Annotated in this window: 14 protein-coding genes and 1 tRNA gene; 11 read left to right on the forward strand and 4 right to left on the reverse strand. The window is 72.4% G+C overall.

Annotated elements, in window-relative coordinates:
* Positions 1–12: 12 nt before the first annotated feature.
* Entirely contained in the window at positions 13–1,428 is a 1,416-nt protein-coding gene (pyk, locus tag DQ241_RS15125; protein ID WP_113831022.1) for a pyruvate kinase, read from the forward strand.
* Positions 1,425–2,306, forward strand: a complete 882-nt coding sequence (locus tag DQ241_RS15130; protein WP_113831023.1) for an acyl-CoA thioesterase II — start codon at positions 1,425–1,427, stop codon at positions 2,304–2,306. Before pyk ends, DQ241_RS15130 begins: the two co-directional genes overlap by 4 nt.
* A gap of 7 nt (positions 2,307–2,313) precedes the next feature.
* Here DQ241_RS15130 and DQ241_RS15135 read toward each other — a convergent pair whose 3' ends face one another.
* Both DQ241_RS15135 and DQ241_RS15140 read right to left on the reverse strand, forming a co-directional pair.
* Complete coding sequence (locus DQ241_RS15135; protein WP_233492455.1) at positions 2,314–3,918, reverse strand: pyridoxal-dependent decarboxylase; 1,605 nt, start codon at positions 3,916–3,918, stop codon at positions 2,314–2,316.
* Between the two features lie 54 nt (positions 3,919–3,972).
* Positions 3,973–4,046, reverse strand: a tRNA-Leu gene (locus tag DQ241_RS15140).
* A gap of 78 nt (positions 4,047–4,124) precedes the next feature.
* Here DQ241_RS15140 and DQ241_RS15145 point away from each other — a divergent pair.
* The 7 genes from DQ241_RS15145 (at position 4,125) to DQ241_RS15175 (ending at position 10,698) form a co-directional block, all read left to right on the forward strand.
* A complete protein-coding gene (locus tag DQ241_RS15145; protein ID WP_113831024.1) occupies positions 4,125–4,724 on the forward strand; it encodes an ANTAR domain-containing response regulator in 600 nt (199 codons plus the stop codon).
* A 272-nt stretch (positions 4,725–4,996) separates the two neighbouring features.
* Entirely contained in the window at positions 4,997–6,151 is a 1,155-nt protein-coding gene (locus DQ241_RS15150) for a branched-chain amino acid ABC transporter substrate-binding protein (RefSeq protein ID WP_113831025.1), read from the forward strand.
* An 86-nt stretch (positions 6,152–6,237) separates the two neighbouring features.
* On the forward strand, positions 6,238–7,227 hold the full coding sequence (locus tag DQ241_RS15155; RefSeq protein WP_113831026.1) for a branched-chain amino acid ABC transporter permease: 990 nt from the start codon (positions 6,238–6,240) through the stop codon (positions 7,225–7,227).
* Complete coding sequence (locus DQ241_RS15160; RefSeq protein WP_113831027.1) at positions 7,224–8,411, forward strand: branched-chain amino acid ABC transporter permease; 1,188 nt, start codon at positions 7,224–7,226, stop codon at positions 8,409–8,411. The genes DQ241_RS15155 and DQ241_RS15160 overlap by 4 nt, the downstream gene beginning before the upstream one ends.
* Positions 8,404–9,228: an ABC transporter ATP-binding protein gene (locus DQ241_RS15165; protein ID WP_113831028.1), complete on the forward strand. Its 825-nt coding sequence runs from the start codon at positions 8,404–8,406 to the stop codon at positions 9,226–9,228. Before DQ241_RS15160 ends, DQ241_RS15165 begins: the two co-directional genes overlap by 8 nt.
* A 2-nt stretch (positions 9,229–9,230) precedes the next feature.
* Positions 9,231–9,944 carry an ABC transporter ATP-binding protein gene (locus DQ241_RS15170; protein WP_370444385.1) on the forward strand — a complete coding sequence of 238 codons (714 nt, stop codon included), beginning with the start codon at positions 9,231–9,233 and terminating at the stop codon, positions 9,942–9,944.
* A gap of 109 nt (positions 9,945–10,053) precedes the next feature.
* Positions 10,054–10,698 carry a GNAT family N-acetyltransferase gene (locus tag DQ241_RS15175; protein ID WP_158545943.1) on the forward strand — a complete coding sequence of 215 codons (645 nt, stop codon included), beginning with the start codon at positions 10,054–10,056 and terminating at the stop codon, positions 10,696–10,698.
* Here DQ241_RS15175 and DQ241_RS15180 read toward each other — a convergent pair.
* Complete coding sequence (locus DQ241_RS15180; protein WP_113831198.1) at positions 10,682–11,092, reverse strand: PaaI family thioesterase; 411 nt, start codon at positions 11,090–11,092, stop codon at positions 10,682–10,684. The two genes, DQ241_RS15175 and DQ241_RS15180, sit on opposite strands and share 17 nt — an antisense overlap.
* 64 nt (positions 11,093–11,156) lie before the next feature.
* On the opposite strand from DQ241_RS15180, the gene polA reads away from it, so the two are divergent.
* Positions 11,157–13,895, forward strand: coding sequence for a DNA polymerase I (gene polA, locus DQ241_RS15185; RefSeq protein WP_113831031.1), 2,739 nt, complete (start codon positions 11,157–11,159; stop codon positions 13,893–13,895).
* 71 nt (positions 13,896–13,966) lie between these two features.
* Here polA and DQ241_RS15190 read toward each other — a convergent pair whose 3' ends face one another.
* Positions 13,967–14,821 carry a class I SAM-dependent methyltransferase gene (locus DQ241_RS15190; protein WP_113831032.1) on the reverse strand — a complete coding sequence of 285 codons (855 nt, stop codon included), beginning with the start codon at positions 14,819–14,821 and terminating at the stop codon, positions 13,967–13,969.
* 220 nt (positions 14,822–15,041) lie between these two features.
* Here DQ241_RS15190 and rpsA point away from each other — a divergent pair, with 220 nt between their 5' ends.
* Positions 15,042–16,514: a 30S ribosomal protein S1 gene (gene rpsA / locus DQ241_RS15195; protein ID WP_113831033.1), complete on the forward strand. Its 1,473-nt coding sequence runs from the start codon at positions 15,042–15,044 to the stop codon at positions 16,512–16,514.
* Positions 16,515–16,586 lie beyond the last annotated feature (72 nt).

Here is a 16,586-nt window from a genome sequence, read left to right on the forward strand (position 1 = left end):
AGCGTTATCCCCATGTCCCGACGCGCCAAGATCGTCTGCACCCTCGGTCCGGCGACCGGCTCCCTCGAGCAGGTCACCGCCCTCGTCGAGGCGGGGATGGACGTCGCCCGGCTCAACTTCAGCCACGGCGCGCACGCCGACCACGCCACCTCCTACCGGCTGGTGCGCGAGGCGTCGGACCGCACCGGCCGCGCCGTCGCCATCCTCGCCGACCTGCAGGGCCCCAAGATCCGGCTCGGCACCTTCGCCGACGGCCCCGTCGAGTGGCCCACCGGCAGCCAGGTGTGCATCACGGTCGAGGACGTCCCCGGCACCGCCCAGCGCGTGTCCACCACGTACAAGGACCTCGCCAACGACGTCGTCGTCGGCGACCGGCTGCTCGTGGACGACGGCAAGCTGGCCCTCACGGTGGTCCGCGTGGAGGGCCCCGACGTCTTCTGCCTGGTGGTCGAGGGCGGCCCGGTCTCGAACAACAAGGGCCTGTCGCTGCCCGGCGTGGCCGTGAGCGTCCCCGCCCTGTCCGACAAGGACGAGGAGGACCTGCGCTTCGCCCTGCACCTGGGCGTCGACTTCATCGCGCTGTCCTTCGTCCGCTCCGCCGCCGACGCGGAGCTGGTGCGCGAGATCATGCGCCAGGAGGACGTCGAGGTCCCGGTCATCGCCAAGCTGGAGAAGCCCGAGGCGGTCGAGCGGCTCGAGGAGATCGTCGAGGCCTTCGACGGGCTGATGGTCGCTCGCGGTGACCTCGGGGTCGAGCTCCCGCTGGAGCAGGTGCCGCTGGTGCAGAAGCGGGCCATCCAGGCCGCCCGCGAGCGCAACCGCCCGGTCATCGTGGCCACCCAGATGCTCGAGTCGATGATCCAGAACTCGCGGCCGACCCGCGCCGAGGCCTCCGACGTCGCCAACGCGGTGCTCGACGGCGCGGACGCGGTCATGCTCTCCGGCGAGACGTCGGTGGGCGCCCACCCGATCGCCGCGGTCCGCACGATGGAGCGGATCATCGACGCGGTCGAGAGCGACGACGTCAGCGTGCCGGAGATCCTGCGGCGCTCGCGGTCCCGGTCCGGGGCGATCGTCCGCGCGGCCAAGGACGTCGGCGAGGCGCTGGAGGTCAAGGCCCTGGCCACCTTCACCCAGACCGGCGAGACCGCCCGCCGGCTCGCCGCGCTGCACCCCCGGCAGCCGCTGCTGGCGTTCACCGTCGACGCACGGGTGCGCAGCCAGCTCGCCCTGTCCTGGGGCGTGGAGACCTTCCTCGTCCCGCAGGTCGAGCACACCGACGACATGGTCGAGCAGGTGGACTTCTCGCTGCTGTCGATCGGCCGGCTCAAGGTCGGCGACCGGGTCGTCGTCGTCGCCGGCAGCCCGCCCAACACCGTCGGCTCGACCAACCTGATCCGCGTGCACGAGGTGGGCACCGACTCGTGAGCACGGGGACGGGGGAGACGCAGGCCGCAGCGCTGACGGCGGTGCTCGAGCTCGAGGAGCGCGAGCCCGACGTCTTCGTGGGGCGGACCCCCCGTACCCCGCTGCAGCGCATCTTCGGCGGCCAGGTGGCCGGTCAGGCGCTGATGGCGGCGACCCGCACCCTGCCGGAGGGGCGCGGGGTGCACTCGCTGCACTCCTACTTCCTCCGGCCCGGCGACCCGCACGAGGAGATCCGGTACGCCGTCGAGCGGATCCGCGACGGCCGGACCTTCACCACGCGCCGGGTCGTGGCCTGGCAGCGGCGGCGCGGGGAGGACGTCGCGATCTTCGCCCTCACCGCCGACGCGTCGGCGGGGGAGGAGCCGGTGGCCGAGCACGCCCTCCCCATGCCCGACGTGCCGGCTCCGGAGAGCCTGCCGACCCTCGCCGACCTGGTGGCCAGCCGCGGCGAGGAGGCACGCGCGGCGCTCACCATCAGCCAGGCGGTCGAGCAGCGGCTGCTCGAGGACCCGTTCGACCCCCGCCCGAAGAGCTACCCGGCCACGAAGAGCTGGGTCTGGATGCGGGTGTCCGGCCGGCTGCCCGAGGAGCAGTCGGTGCACGACGCGGCGCTGACCTTCGTCAGCGACCTCACGCTGCTCTCCGCCGGTCTGGCCCGCCTGGGCGGCGGCTGGGGCGGCAAGTACGTGGGCTCCAGCCTCGACCACGCCGTCTGGTTCCACCGCCCCGTGCGGGCCGACGAGTGGTTCCTCTACGAGACCGACAGCCCGGCCGCCTCCGCCGGGCGGGCGCTGTGCACCGGGCAGATCTGGGCGGCCGACGGCACGCACGTGGCGAGCGTCGCGCAGCAGGGCCTCATCCGCTCGCTCGAGGCCTGAGGGCCGGTCAGCCCGCGGGCTGACCGGCGGCCGGCTCCTCGGCGACCTCCCGGTCCGCGATCTCCCGCTCGGCCTGCGCGCGCTCGGCCCGCTCCCGCTCGGCCTGCTCCCGCTCGGCGGCCCGGGCCGCGGCCCGCTCCGCGGCCGCGGCGGCGAAGTCGGCGGCCAGCCAGTCGTGGCCTTCGCGCAGCAGCGCCCAGAGCCGTTCCACGTGCGCCCGCGTCGTCGCCGGCGCCCCCACGGCCACGCGGAGCACCGCCCGGCCGCCGACGGTGGTGTGGGTCAGGAAGACCTCCCCGCCGTCGTTGAGCCGCTCCAGCAGGGTCATGGTGGCGACGTCGGCGTCCACCTCCTCCGGCCAGCTGGGGCGCAGGCAGACCAGGGACAGCGGGTGCGGGGCGACGACGTCGAAGCGCTCGTCGGCCGCCGCCCAGCCGGCCAGCTCCTGGGCGAGCGCCACGGAGCCGCGGATGTGCGCGCGCAGCCCCTCCGCGCCGTACCAGCGCAGCACGAACCACAGCTTCAGGGCGCGGAAGCGGCGGCCCAGCGGGATCTGCCAGTCGCGGAAGTCGACCACGGTGCCGGCGTCGGTCGCGGCGTTGCGGAGGTACTCGGGCAGGATCGCCAGGGCGCCGGTGAGCGCGGCGCGGTCGGCGACCCAGAACAGCGTGGCGTCGAACCCGGTGAGCAGCCACTTGTGCGCGTCGGTGGTGTAGCTGTCGGCCCACTCGACGCCGGCCTGGAGCGGGCGGAGCTCGGGGGCGACCGCGCTGACCCCGGCGTAGGCGGCGTCCACGTGCAGCCACGCGCCGTGCTTGCGGCAGATGGGCCCGATGGCGGCCAGGGGGTCGACCGCCGTCGTCGAGGTGGTGCCGACCGTCGCGCAGACGAGCACCGGCGTGTAGCCCCGGGCGACGTCCCGCTCCATGCGGGCGGCGAGCTTGCCGGGGTCCATGGCCAGGTCGCCGTCGACCTCCACGATGCGCACCGCGTCGCTGCCGAGGCCGGCCACCCGGACCGCCTTCTCCATGGAGGAGTGCGTCTCCGAGGAGACGTAGACGGTCACCCGGTCGGGTTCCACGCCGTGGCGCACGGTCGCCCCGCCGGAGGCGCGGTGCAGGGCCGCGAGGAGGGCGACCAGGTTGGCGCCGGAGCTGGAGTCCTGGACGACGCCGCCGCCGGCGCCGGTCGACCGGAACGCGGCGGGCAGACCCAGGAGCTCGGCGAACCAGTCCATGACGTGCTGCTCGAGCTCCGTGGCCGCCGGGCTGGTCACCCACGACATGCCCTGGACGCCCAGGCCGGCGGACACCAGGTCGCCGAGGACCGACGGGCCGGAGGTGTTGGCGGGGAAGTAGCCGAAGAAGCCCGGGTGCTGCCAGTGCGTGAGCCCGGGGACGACGACGCGGTCGAGGTCGGCCAGCACCTCGCCGAAGGGCCGGCCCTGCTCCGGGGGAGCGGTGGGCAGCGCGGCCCGGACGTCGCCGGGGGCGACCTGCGAGCGCACGGGGAACGAGCCGATGCGCGACCAGTAGTCGGCGATCCAGTCGACCACCTCGTGGCCGTGCTGCCGGAACTGCTCGGGCGTCATGTGCGGGGCGGGCTCGGTCACGCGCCCACGGTATTGGGTGCCGCGACCGGGCCGGAACGCGGTCGACGGGCTCGGTGCCCCCGGTGCGACTCGAACGCACACTGCGCGGGTTTTGAATCCGCTCCCTCTGCCGATTGGGGTACGGGGGCGTTCCGGAGCGGGCCCCGGTAGCCCGATGAGCGTAGCGGGGGAGGTGGGGGCGCCCGGTCCTGGCTAGGCTCTGCGACGTGAGCAGCGAGACGATCCGGGTCCTCATCGCCGAGGACGAGGCGCTGATCCGCCTCGACCTCAAGGAGATGCTCGAGGAGGAGGGGTACTCGGTCGTCGCCGAGGTGGGCGACGGGCAGCAGGCCGTCGACCGCGCCCGCGAGCTGACGCCGGACCTCGTGATCCTCGACATCCAGATGCCGGTGCTCGACGGGTTGTCGGCCGCCGAGCAGATCGCCTCGGCCCGGATCGCCCCCGTCATCGTGCTGACCGCCTTCAGCCAGCGCGAGCTGGTCGAGCGGGCCCGTGACGCCGGCGCCATGGCCTACCTGGTGAAGCCCTTCTCCAAGAACGACCTGGTCCCCGCCATCGAGGTGGCCCGCGCCCGGTTCACCGAGATGACGGCCCTGGACGGCGAGGTGCGCACGCTGGAGGAGCGGCTCGAGACCCGCAAGGTCGTGGAGCAGGCCAAGGGCAAGCTGATGGCCGACCGCGGGCTGACCGAGGCCGAGGCCTTCCGGTGGATCCAGCGGACCGCCATGAACCAGCGCACGTCGATGAAGGCCCTCGCCCAGGAGGTCCTCGACGGCACCGCCGCCCCGGAGGCGTCGCCCGCCTGACCGTCGGTGTAGCGGCTCCACCCGCATCACCGGCAGTGCTTCCTTAGGCGGTTCCTTGCGGCCGCCTGGGAATCGACGGACCGACCCGTACCGGTACGCGGGAATGGCAGAAGCGGCCATTTCCCCCCGCGATCACGAGACGGTCACGATCCCCCCACGTCCGGTTCGGCCCGTGCGGATCGCCCCCTAGGGTTCGTGTCCGCCGATCCCGTCGGGACGGCACGACGTCCGGCGCGCCGAACCGCGGCCCGCCGACTTGTTCAGGAGGACATGTGCGTTTCTCGGTCAAGACGGGCGTTCCGCTGCTCGCCGCGGCGCTGGCGCTCACCGCCTGCGGCGGGACCACGGGTGGCGACGACGACAACGCTTCGGGCGGCGGCGACGCCGGCAGCTGCGAGGACATCGCGATCGGCTACTTCGGTGCACTGACCGGCGCGGCCGCCAACCTGGGCATCAACATCCGCAACGGCGTGCAGCTGGCGGTCGACCAGTTCAACGAGGAGAACGCCGACTGCCAGGTCGGGCTGGAGGAGTACGACTCCGCCGGTGACCCGAACCAGGCCACCGGTCTGGCCACCCAGGCCATCGGTGACGACTCGGTGATCGGCATCGTCGGCCCCGCCTTCTCGGGCGAGTCCGACACCGCCGGCCCGATCTTCGCGGAGGGTGGCCTGCCCACCATCTCCGCCTCGGCCACCAACCCGGCGCTCTCGACGAACGGCTGGGACACCTTCCACCGGATCCTCGGCAACGACGACAGCCAGGGCCCGGCGGCCGCGACCTACATCTCCGACGTCCTGCAGGCCCCGTCGGTCTTCGTCGTCGACGACGCGTCGGCCTACGGTGCCGGTCTCGCCGAGATCGTGAACGAGTCGCTCGCCGACGCGGTCGTGGGCGAGGACACCATCCAGACCGGTCAGACCGACTTCTCGGCCACCATCACCGCGATCCGCGACTCGGGTGCCGAGGCGGTCTTCTTCGGCGGCTACTACGCCGAGGCCGGCCTGCTGGTCCAGCAGATGCGCGGTGCCGGTGTCGACGCCACCTTCGTGGTGGCCGACGGCGTGAAGGACCCGGGCTTCATCGAGGCGGCCGGTGACGCCGCCGAGGGCACGATCATCACCTGCCCGTGCCTCCCGCCGGAGGAGCAGCAGGAGTTCTTCACCGCCTTCGAGGAGGCGTTCGGCTCCGCGCCGGCGACCTACTCGGCCGAGGCCTACGACGCGGCCAACGTGATGCTCGAGGGCATCAAGGAGGGCAACACCGACCGCGAGTCGCTGCTGGAGTGGATCAACGACTACAGCGGCGAGGGCATCACCAAGCAGGTGTCCTTCGACGAGAGCGGTGAGGTCGAGAACATCTCCGTCTGGGCCTACAAGGTCGAGAACGGCGAGATCGTGGCCGACCAGGAGATCGAGACCGACTGATCTCCCGCTGACCCACCAGGGCGCGGCCGGGCCCCCTCGCTGAGGGAGCCCGGCCGCGCCGACCTCTGCCGCGGCCCGGAGGCCCTGTGTCCTTCCTGATCAACAACTTCGTCGAGCTGACCGTCACCGGTCTCGTGCTCGGCGCCGTGTACGGGCTCGTCGCCCTCGGCTACACGCTCGTCTACGGCGTGCTCCAGCTGATCAACTTCGCCCACTCCGAAGTCTGGATGTTCGGCAGCTTCGCCGCGGTCTGGGTGACCGTGGCCGTGGGCGTCGCCCCGGGCAGCGCCCTGCCGGTCGTGATCGGCGTCCTGCTGCTGGCGCTGCTGGCCGCCATGACCGTCAGCGGCGGCGTCGCCCTGCTGCTGGAGCGGGTGGCGTACCGCCGGCTCATCCGGCTCGACGCCCCCAAGCTCGTCGCGCTCATCAGCGCGATCGGCGCCAGCTTCGCGCTGGCCGAGATCATGGGTCTGCGCGACCGGATCGTCGGCTGGTTCGGGCTGCGCGACGACCTGGACCCCTACGTCCGGTCCGCGCGCGACAACACCCGTTTCCGCAACCCGCTGGAGACCGAGGGGCTGTTCACGGTCGGCGGGTACACGGTCACCAACGTCGACGTCATCATCATCGTCAGCGCGGTCGTCATGATGATCGCGCTGGACCAGTTCATCCGGCGCACCCGCACCGGCAAGGGCATCCGCGCCGTGGCGCAGGACTCCGAGGCCGCCGCGCTCATGGGCGTCAACCGCAACCGGATCATCCGCGCGACGTTCCTCGTCGGCGGGATCATGGCCGGCGCGGCGGCGCTGCTGTACCTGATGCGCTTCGGCGTCACCCGCTGGAACGCCGGCTTCCTGCTCGGCGTGAAGGCCTTCACCGCCGCGGTCCTCGGAGGCATCGGCAACGTGCGCGGCGCGCTGCTGGGCGGTTTCGTCCTCGGCCTGGCGGAGAACTACGGTTCGGCCCTGATCGGGTCGGAGTGGCGCGACGTCGTCGCGTTCCTGCTGCTGGTCGTCATCCTGCTGTTCCGGCCCACCGGGCTGCTCGGCGAGAGCCTGGGGAGGGCCCGCGCATGACTTCAGGGAAGGCTTCCCCCGACACCGAGTCGGGCTCGGCGCGCTCCATGGCGTGGGGACCGCGGCTGGGCTGGGACCGCGGCGCGCTGGCGCGCCGAGTGTCCGGCCTGCCCAAGCCGGTCAAGTGGGCGCTGATCGGGCTCCTGGTGGTGCTGCTCTACGCGCTGCCGCTGCTGGAGATCCCGATCATCAGCACCCCGGACACCGACTTCGGCGCGGTGCTGTTCACCGTGGCCAGCTACGTGCTGGTCGCGCTGGGGCTCAACATCGTGCTCGGCTACGCCGGCCTGCTCGACCTCGGGTACGTCGGCTTCTACGCCATCGGTGCCTACACCGTCGCCGTGCTCGGGTCGCTGCAGGCCCAGTGGTCCTGGTGGCTGCTCATCCCGCTGGCCGTGCTCTTCACGACCATCTCGGGTGTGCTGCTCGGCGCCCCGACGCTGCGCGTCCGCGGCGACTACCTGGCCATCGTCACGCTCGGCTTCGGCGAGATCATCCGGCTCACCGCGCTGAACACCGAGTGGCTGGGTGCGGCGAAGGGCATCACCGGGGTCCCGCGGCCGCCGAGCGTCGAGCTGTTCGAGCTGCCGCACCTCCAGTGGGAGGGAGCCACGGCGTTCCTCGACCTGGACGACAAGACGACGTTCCTGTTCTTCGGCGTCGCCGACCAGGCCCCGTACTACTGGCTGGCGCTCACGGTGATCTTCGTGATCCTGGGGGCCGACCGGATGCTGCGCCTGTCCCGGATCGGCCGGGCGTGGGAGGCCACCCGCGAGGACGAGGACGCCGCCGAGCTCATGGGCGTCCCCACGTTCAAGTTCAAGCTGCTCGCCTTCGCCTCGGGCGCGTTCATCGGCGGCCTCTCCGGCGCCCTGTTCGCCTCGCGGCAGGGGTTCATCAACCCCGAGTCCTTCCAGCTGCTCCTGTCCATCCTGTTCGTCGCCGCCGTCGTCGTCGGCGGTGCCGGCAACCGGTGGGGCGTCATCCTGGGCGCCATCGTGGTGGCCTACCTGCCGGAGCGGTTCCGCGGCTTCGAGGAGTGGCGGCTGCTCGTCTTCGGTGCGGCGCTGCTCGTCTTGGCCAACTTCCGGCCGCAGGGGCTGATCCCCCCACGGCGGACCCGCCGGGCCCAAGCAGTGGACGAACAGCTCGAAGCACTCGAGGAAGGGGCCGACCGTGCCTGAGGCACCGCTGGCCGAGCAGTCCGCGCCCCGCACGGGGGCGGCGCTGCTCGAGCTCGACGACGTCAGCATCCAGTTCGGTGGTCTCAAGGCCCTCGACGGCGTGAGCTTCGCCGTGCGCGAGGGCGAGATCCTCGGGCTGATCGGGCCCAACGGCGCCGGCAAGACCACCTGCTTCAACGTGATGACCGGGGTCTACCAGCCGACGTCGGGGCAGGTCCGCTTCGCCGGTGAGCCGCTGGGCCGGCGCAAGCGCTTCGCCATCACCCGGCTGGGCATCGCGCGCACGTTCCAGAACATCCGGCTGTTCGGCAACATGACGGCGCTGGAGAACGTCCTGGTCGGTGCGGACGCCCACCACCGCACCAACGTCATCGACGCGCTCGTCCGGTCCCCGCGGCACCGCCGCGAGGAGCGGGAGGGCGAGGAGACCGCGCGCGAGGTCATGCGCTTCCTCGGCCTGGAGCGCCGGGCCGACGAGCTGGCCCGCAACCTGTCCTACGGCGAGCAGCGCCGGCTCGAGATCGCCCGCGCCATGGCGACCAAGCCGAGGCTGCTGTGCCTGGACGAGCCGGCGGCCGGGTTCAACCCGGCCGAGAAGGCCCAGCTGATGGACCTGATCCGGCGGATCCGCGACCGCGGCCTCACCGTGCTGCTCATCGAGCACGACATGGGCCTGGTCATGGGCGTGTCCGACCGCGTCGCGGTGCTCGAGTTCGGGCGCAAGATCGCCGAAGGGGTGCCGGCGGAGATCCGCAACGACCCTGCGGTGATCGCCGCGTACCTGGGCACCGAGGTCGACGAGGAAGGGGACCTCTGATGCTGCTCGAGGTCGAGGGGCTGTGCGTCAACTACGGGCGCATCGAGGCCATCCGGGACATCACCTTCTCCGTCGAGCAGGGGTCGGTGGTCACGCTCATCGGGGCCAACGGCGCCGGCAAGACGACGACGCTGAAGACGCTGTCCGGCCTGCGCAAGGTGCGGGCCGGGGCCGTCCGGTTCCAGGGCCGCGACATCACCCACATGGCGTCGCACGAGCGGGTCCCTCTGGGCATCAGCCAGTCGCCCGAGGGGCGGCGGATCTTCCCGGGCATGACCGTCGTCGAGAACCTGGACATGGGCGCGTACGCGCGCGCGGACCGGGCCAGGACGCGGTCGGCGGACCTGGAGCGGGTCTTCGGGCTGTTCCCGCGGCTCTACGAGCGGCGCGACCAGGCGGCGGGCACGATGTCCGGCGGCGAGCAGCAGATGCTGGCCATCGGGCGGGCGCTCATGTCGCACCCGACGCTGCTGCTGCTGGACGAACCGTCCATGGGGCTGGCGCCCAAGCTGATCCAGCAGATCTTCTCGATCATCAAGGAGATCCGCGAGCAGGGGACGACGATCCTGCTGGTCGAGCAGAACGCCGCCCAGGCGCTCAAGATCGCCGACCGCGCCTACATCCTCGAGACCGGTGAGGTCGTGCGGGAGGGCCTGGGCCGGGAGCTCGCCGACGACGACAGCGTCCGCGCGGCGTACCTCGGTGGTGACGTCTAGGTCGCGAGACGCCGCGCCCGTCCCGTGCGTCACACGGGTCGGCGCGCCGCTCGCTCCTCCCCGGAGCGGTGGGTGCACCCTGCGCTCACCGCTCCAGGGGGAGGCACCCGTGCCAGGGTCCGCACCGCGTTCCCGCGTCGTCACGCGCACCGCGCGTCCTGACGACCTGCCCGCCGTGCTGGCGCTCGTGCGCCAGCACCGCGCCGACGCCCACGCGGAGGAGGTGCTGACCGGCCAGGTGCCCGGCGCCGCCGCCGCCGCGGGGTTCCGGAGGCTGCTGGCCGATCCGCACCACGAGGTGGTGCTGGCGGTCCTCCCCGGTCCGAGCGCGGCCGACGGCGGGGCGGACACCGCCGAGGTGGCCGTGGGACTGGCCGTGCTGGGCGTCGACCCGCTCTCGGTCGTCCTCGGCGTGCCGCAGGTGACCGTCGACAACCTGGTCGTGCACCGGGAGCACCGCCGTCGCGGTGCCGGTGCTGCCCTGCTGGCGGCCGCGGCCGAGCACGCCTCGCGCGTGGGCGCCGCGCACGTGGTGGCCGCGGTCGGTGGGCACGAGGCGGAGCGGCAGCGCTTCCTCGCCCGGATGGGCTTCGCGCCGCTGACCACGCGGCGGATCGTCGCCGTCGAGACGCTGGGCCGGACCCTGGCGTCGTGGCGGCGCAGCTGGCTGCCGGTCCCGCAGCCGCGGCGGGTCCTGCCGGCCGCGCGCCGGCGGCCGGTGCCGCCGGCGCGGTCGGCTACCGCTTCGGGCTGAGCGTCATGCAGGTCAGCCGGGCGGTCGCCGTCCGGTTGCCCTGGTCGTCGGTGATGTCGATGAGGAACGTCGACAGCGACCGCCCCCGCCGGACGGGGGTGCACACCGCGGTCACCGTGCCCGACGTCGCGGCCCGCAGGTAGCTGGCGTTGAGCTCGATCCCCACGACCTGCTTGTCCGGACCGGCGCCCAGCGCCGCGGCCACCGAGCCGATGGTCTCCACGAGCGTGCAGGTGGCGCCGCCGTGGAGCAGACCGAAGGGCTGCTCGTTGCCGGCCACGGGCATCGTGGCGACCAGCCGGTCGGGGTCGTAGTCGACGATCCGCACGCCCAGCTTGTCGTCCAGCGGGCTGCGCATGCCGTCGGGCAGCCAGTCAGGGGGAGGAGTGGTCACCCGGGCACCGTAGCCACCGGCCGGGGCGTCCCGGCTGTCGGTGCCCGGACCTAAGCTGGCGGCGATGTCCGCTCCGGTCTCCACCTCCGCGCCCGCCGTCCCCGCCAGCACGGGCACCCGCCCGCGGCTGCTGCTGCTCGACGGCCACTCGCTGGCCTACCGGGCGTTCTTCGCCCTGCCGGTCGAGAACTTCTCGACGACGACGGGGCAGCCGACCAACGCGGTGTACGGCTTCACCTCGATGCTGATCAACATCCTGCGCGACGAGCAGCCGACCCACCTGGCGGTCGCCTTCGACGTGGGCCGCAAGACCTTCCGCAGCGAGATCTACGCCGAGTACAAGGCCAACCGCTCGGAGAGCCCCACCGACTTCCGCGGCCAGGTCAGCCTCGTCCAGGAGGTGCTGGGCGCGCTCCGCGTCCCGGTCATCACCGCGGAGGGCTACGAGGCCGACGACGTCATCGCCACGCTCACCGTCCAGGCGGTCGAGCAGGGCATGGACGTGCTCATCGCGACCGGTGACCGCGACGCGCTCCAGCTGGTCAACGAGCACGTCACGGTGCTCTACCCGCGCAAGGGCGTCTCCGACATGACCCGGTTCACGCCGGCGGAGGTCGAGGCCAAGTACAACCTGACGCCGGCGCAGTACCCCGACTTCGCGGCGCTGCGCGGCGACCCGAGCGACAACCTCCCCAGCATCCCGAGCGTGGGCGAGAAGACCGCGGCCAAGTGGGTGCGCGAGTACGGCTCGCTCGACGCGCTGGTCGACCAGGTCGACACCGTCAAGGGCAAGGTCGGCGAGAAGCTGCGTGAGCACCTCTCCTCGGTGCTGCAGAACCGCCGGCTCACCGAGCTCGACCGCGCCGTGCCGCTGGAGGTGGGCCCCCAGGACCTCGCCGTCCAGCCGTGGGACCGCAACGAGGTGCACACCCTCTTCGACAACCTGCAGTTCCGCGTGCTGCGCGACCGGCTGTTCGCCACGCTGACCAGCGCCGAGCCCGAGGTCGAGGGCGGCTTCGACGTCACGGTCGACGACGTCCCGGCCGGCGGGCTGGGGGAGTGGCTCGACGCGCACGCCCGCACCGGGCACACCGGCGTCATCTTCCGGGGCACCTGGGGTCGGGGCACCGGTGAGCTGACCGGCCTCGCGCTGGCCGCCGCCGACGACCACACGGCGTTCGTCGACCTGGGTCCCGATCTCGAGGTGGCCGACGAGCAGGCGCTGGCCGCCTGGCTCGCCGACGCCGACCGGCCCAAGGTCGTGCACGAGGTCAAGGGCCCGCTGCTGGCGATCTGGGCGCGCGGCTGGGAGCTGGCCGGGCTGGTCAGCGACACCGCGCTGGCCGCCTACCTGGCGCTGCCCGGTCAGCGCTCGTTCGACCTCGGCGACCTCGCCGTCCGCTACCTGCGCCGCGAGCTCAAGGACGCCGCGGAGGCCGAGGGCCAGCTCACCCTGGACGGGCTGGGCCCCAGCGACGAGGACCTGGCCGCGGAGGCGGCGAAGGCCGACGTGCTCAAGGCCGTGGCCGTCAACGACCTGTCGGACGCGCTGGAGCAGGTGCTCGGCCAGCGCGGCGGCGATGCGCTCCTCGGCCAGATCGAGCTGCCGCTGACCCGGGTGCTGGCCGCCATGGAGTACCGCGGCATCGCGGCGGACCTCGACTTCCTGCACGAGCTGCAGAAGGAGTTCGCCGAGGGCGTCGCCGCCGCGGCGGCCGAGTGCTACGCCGTCATCGGCCGCGAGGTGAACCTCGGTTCGCCCAAGCAGCTGCAGACGGTGCTCTTCGACGAGCTGGGCCTGCCCAAGACCAAGAAGAACAAGACCGGCTACACCACCGACGCCGAGGCGCTGACCAGCCTGCTCGCCCAGACCGGCCATCCGTTCCTCGAGCACCTGCTGCGGCACCGCGACGTGACCCGGCTGCGCACGGTCATCGACGGCCTGATCCCGATGGTCGACGACGCCGGGCGGATCCACACCACGTTCCAGCAGACCGTCGCGGCCACCGGCCGGCTCTCCTCGACCGACCCGAACCTGCAGAACATCCCGATCCGCACCGCCGAGGGCCGCCGGATCCGCCAGGCGTTCGTGGTCGGGCAGGGCTACGAGTCGCTGATGACCGCCGACTACAGCCAGATCGAGATGCGGATCATGGCGCACCTCTCCGGCGACGAGGGCCTGATCGAGGCCTTCATGTCGGGGGAGGACCTGCACTCGTTCGTCGCCTCGCGGGCGTTCGACATCCCGATCGACCAGGTCGACCCGGAGATGCGCCGCCGGATCAAGGCGATGAGCTACGGCCTGGCCTACGGGTTGTCGGCCTACGGGCTCTCGCAGCAGCTGCGGATCACGCCGGAGGAGGCGCGGGGGCAGATGCACGCCTACTTCGAGCGCTTCGGCGGGATCCGCGACTACCTCGACGGCGTGGTCGACGAGGCGCGGATGACCGGTTACACCGAGACGACGCTGGGCCGGCGCCGGTACCTGCCCGACCTGACCAGCGACAACCGGCAGCGCCGCGAGATGGCCGAGCGGATGGCCCTCAACGCCCCCATCCAGGGCTCGGCGGCCGACGTCATCAAGGTCGCCATGCTGAACGTGGAGAAGGCGATCGAGGCCGAGGGGCTGCGCTCGCGGATGCTGCTGCAGGTGCACGACGAGCTCGTGCTCGAGGTGGCGCCGGGGGAGAAGGACGCCCTGGAGACGCTGGTCCGCCGGGAGATGGCCGGCGCCGCCCAGCTGTCGGTGCCGCTGGAGGTCTCGGTCGGCTTCGGCCGGACGTGGGACGAAGCCGCCCACTGAAGAAGGACCTCGCCCCTCCCCACCCTTCGCGAGCTCAGGGCGGGCCCCTGGGGCGAGGCCGCTCCTGTTCGTTACGCCGGCCGCTCCGCGACCAGGATGAGCGTGCCGGGGACCAGGGCGCCGCGCTCGGGGGACCACTGGCCCCAGTTCTGCGTGCGTCCCGGTGTCCACTCCGGCTCGAGCAGGTCGGTGAGCAGGAGGCCGGCGCCCACGACGGCGCGCACCCAGTCGCCGACCGTGCGGTGGTGCTCGACGTAGACGGTGCGCCCCGAGCCGTCGGTCTCCACGTAGGGCCGCCGGTCGAAGTAGGACGAGGTGACCTGCAGGTCCTCGGGGTCGGGGGAGTCGGGGAACGGCCAGCGGAACGGGTGGTTCACCGAGGCGACGAACCGCCCGCCGGGCCGCAGCACGCGCGCCACCTCGGCGAGCACCGCCTGCGCGTCGGCGAGGAACGGGAGACCGCCGAACGCCGAGCACGCCGCGTCGACCGACGACGACACCAGCGGCAGCGCGCCGGCGTCGGCCTGCAGCAGCGGGACCGGGATGCCGGTCGCCCGGTTCAGCTCCGCCGCCCGGGCGAGCATCCCGCCCGAGACGTCGAGCGCGACGACGTCGGCACCGTGGCGGGCCAGCCAGCGGGCGCACGGTGCGGACCCGCAGCCGATCTCCAGCACCCGGCGCCCCGCGACGTCGCCGAGCAGGTGCGCGTCGGCCTCGCGGAGACCCTCCGGGCACCACAGGAAGTCGGCGTCACCCAGGTCGGTGCCGTGCTCGGCCAGGTAGGCCGGCGCGGCCGCGTCCCACCAGAGCCGGTTGGCGCGCGCGGACTCGGCCTGACCCGCCGGCCGGCGGGCGACGCCGCCCGCGGCGGGGTACCCGTCGCTGCCCAGCGGCAGGCCGGGGGAGGAGGAGGGCGGTCGGCTCATGACGCGCCGATGGTGACACGCCGCAGCGCGGGACCGACGTGCCGGACCCAGGTGGACCCGGTGGTCCGGACGTCCGTACCATGGGGAATGCGCCAGAGGTCTGTCGTGGTTTTCCCCACACGGAACGCCAGAGCCGGCTCTCCCCGCTGATCATCCCCGCGGCCGCAGGGTCGCGGGCAGTCCTGTCCCTACGCATAAACCGTCCGGAGCAACCAACCACATGACCTCCACCCAGGTCCGTCCTTCCAGCACCCCCCAGGTCGCCGTCAACGACATCGGCAGCGCCGAGGACTTCCTCGCCGCCATCGACGCCACGATCAAGTACTTCAACGATGGCGACATCGTCGAGGGCGTCATCGTCAAGGTCGACCGGGACGAGGTGCTGCTGGACATCGGCTACAAGACCGAGGGCGTCATCCCCTCGCGCGAGCTCTCCATCAAGCACGACGTCGACCCGAACGAGGTCGTCAAGGTCGGCGACGAGGTGGAAGCCCTGGTTCTCCAGAAGGAGGACAAGGAAGGCCGTCTGATCCTGTCCAAGAAGCGCGCCCAGTACGAGCGCGCCTGGGGCACGATCGAGGCGAAGAAGGAAGCCGACGAGGTCGTCACCGGCACCGTCATCGAGGTCGTCAAGGGTGGCCTCATCCTGGACATCGGTCTGCGCGGGTTCCTCCCGGCCTCGCTGGTCGAGATGCGCCGCGTCCGCGACCTGCAGCCCTACGTGGGCCGCGAGCTCGAGGCCAAGATCATCGAGCTCGACAAGAACCGCAACAACGTCGTCCTCTCCCGCCGCCAGTGGCTGGAGCAGACCCAGTCCGAGGTCCGCAGCGAGTTCCTCAACAAGCTCGCCAAGGGTCAGGTCCGGACCGGCGTCGTCTCCTCGATCGTCAACTTCGGTGCGTTCGTCGACCTGGGCGGCGTGGACGGCCTCGTGCACGTCTCCGAGCTGTCCTGGAAGCACATCGACCACCCGTCCGAGGTCGTCGAGGTGGGCCAGGAGGTCACCGTCGAGGTCCTCGACGTCGACCTGGACCGCGAGCGCGTCTCCCTGTCGCTGAAGGCGACGCAGGAGGACCCGTGGCGCCAGTTCGCCCGCACGCACCAGATCGGTCAGGTCGTGCCGGGCAAGGTCACCAAGCTCGTCCCCTTCGGTGCGTTCGTGCGCGTCGACGAGGGCATCGAGGGCCTGGTGCACATCTCCGAGCTGGCCGAGCGCCACGTGGAGATCCCCGAGCAGGTCGTGCAGGTCGGCGACGAGATCCTGGTCAAGGTCATCGACATCGACCTGGACCGCCGCCGCATCTCGCTCTCGCTCAAGCAGGCCAACGAGGGCGTCATCGGCGACGAGGAGCAGTTCGACCCGGCCGCCTACGGCATGTCGGCCTCGTACGACGAGCAGGGCAACTACATCTACCCCGAGGGCTTCGACCCGGAGACCGGCGAGTGGCTCGAGGGCTACGACGAGGCCCGCGAGACGTGGGAGCGGCAGTACGCCGAGGCCCAGGCCCGCTTCGAGGCGCACCGCAAGCAGATCGCGGCGGCCAAGGAGGCCGACGCCGAGGCTGCGGCCGGTGGCAACTACACCAGCGGCGACGCTCCGGCCGGTGGCGACGCCGCCGCGACCGGTGGCGGCACGCTGGCCAGCGACGAGGCCCTGGCCGCCCTGCGCGCCAAGCTCGCCGGCGGCGAGTGAGCAGGTAGCTCGGCGCTGAACGCCTGAGCGCTGGACACACCGGAGGCCCAGGACCCACGTGGTCCTGGGCCT

The sequence above is a fragment of the Blastococcus sp. TF02A-30 genome, assembly GCF_003319185.1.
Lineage (GTDB): Bacteria > Actinomycetota > Actinomycetes > Mycobacteriales > Geodermatophilaceae > Blastococcus.

Coding starts and splice junctions, on each gene's coding strand:
- pyk (WP_113831022.1), top strand. CDS start 13: ATGTCCCGACGCGCCAAGATCGTCTGCACCCTCGGTCCGGCGACCGGC.
- DQ241_RS15160 (WP_113831027.1), top strand. CDS start 7,224: ATGACTTCAGGGAAGGCTTCCCCCGACACCGAGTCGGGCTCGGCGCGC.
- polA (WP_113831031.1), top strand. CDS start 11,157: ATGTCCGCTCCGGTCTCCACCTCCGCGCCCGCCGTCCCCGCCAGCACG.
- DQ241_RS15190 (WP_113831032.1), bottom strand. CDS start 14,821: ATGAGCCGACCGCCCTCCTCCTCCCCCGGCCTGCCGCTGGGCAGCGAC.
- rpsA (WP_113831033.1), top strand. CDS start 15,042: ATGACCTCCACCCAGGTCCGTCCTTCCAGCACCCCCCAGGTCGCCGTC.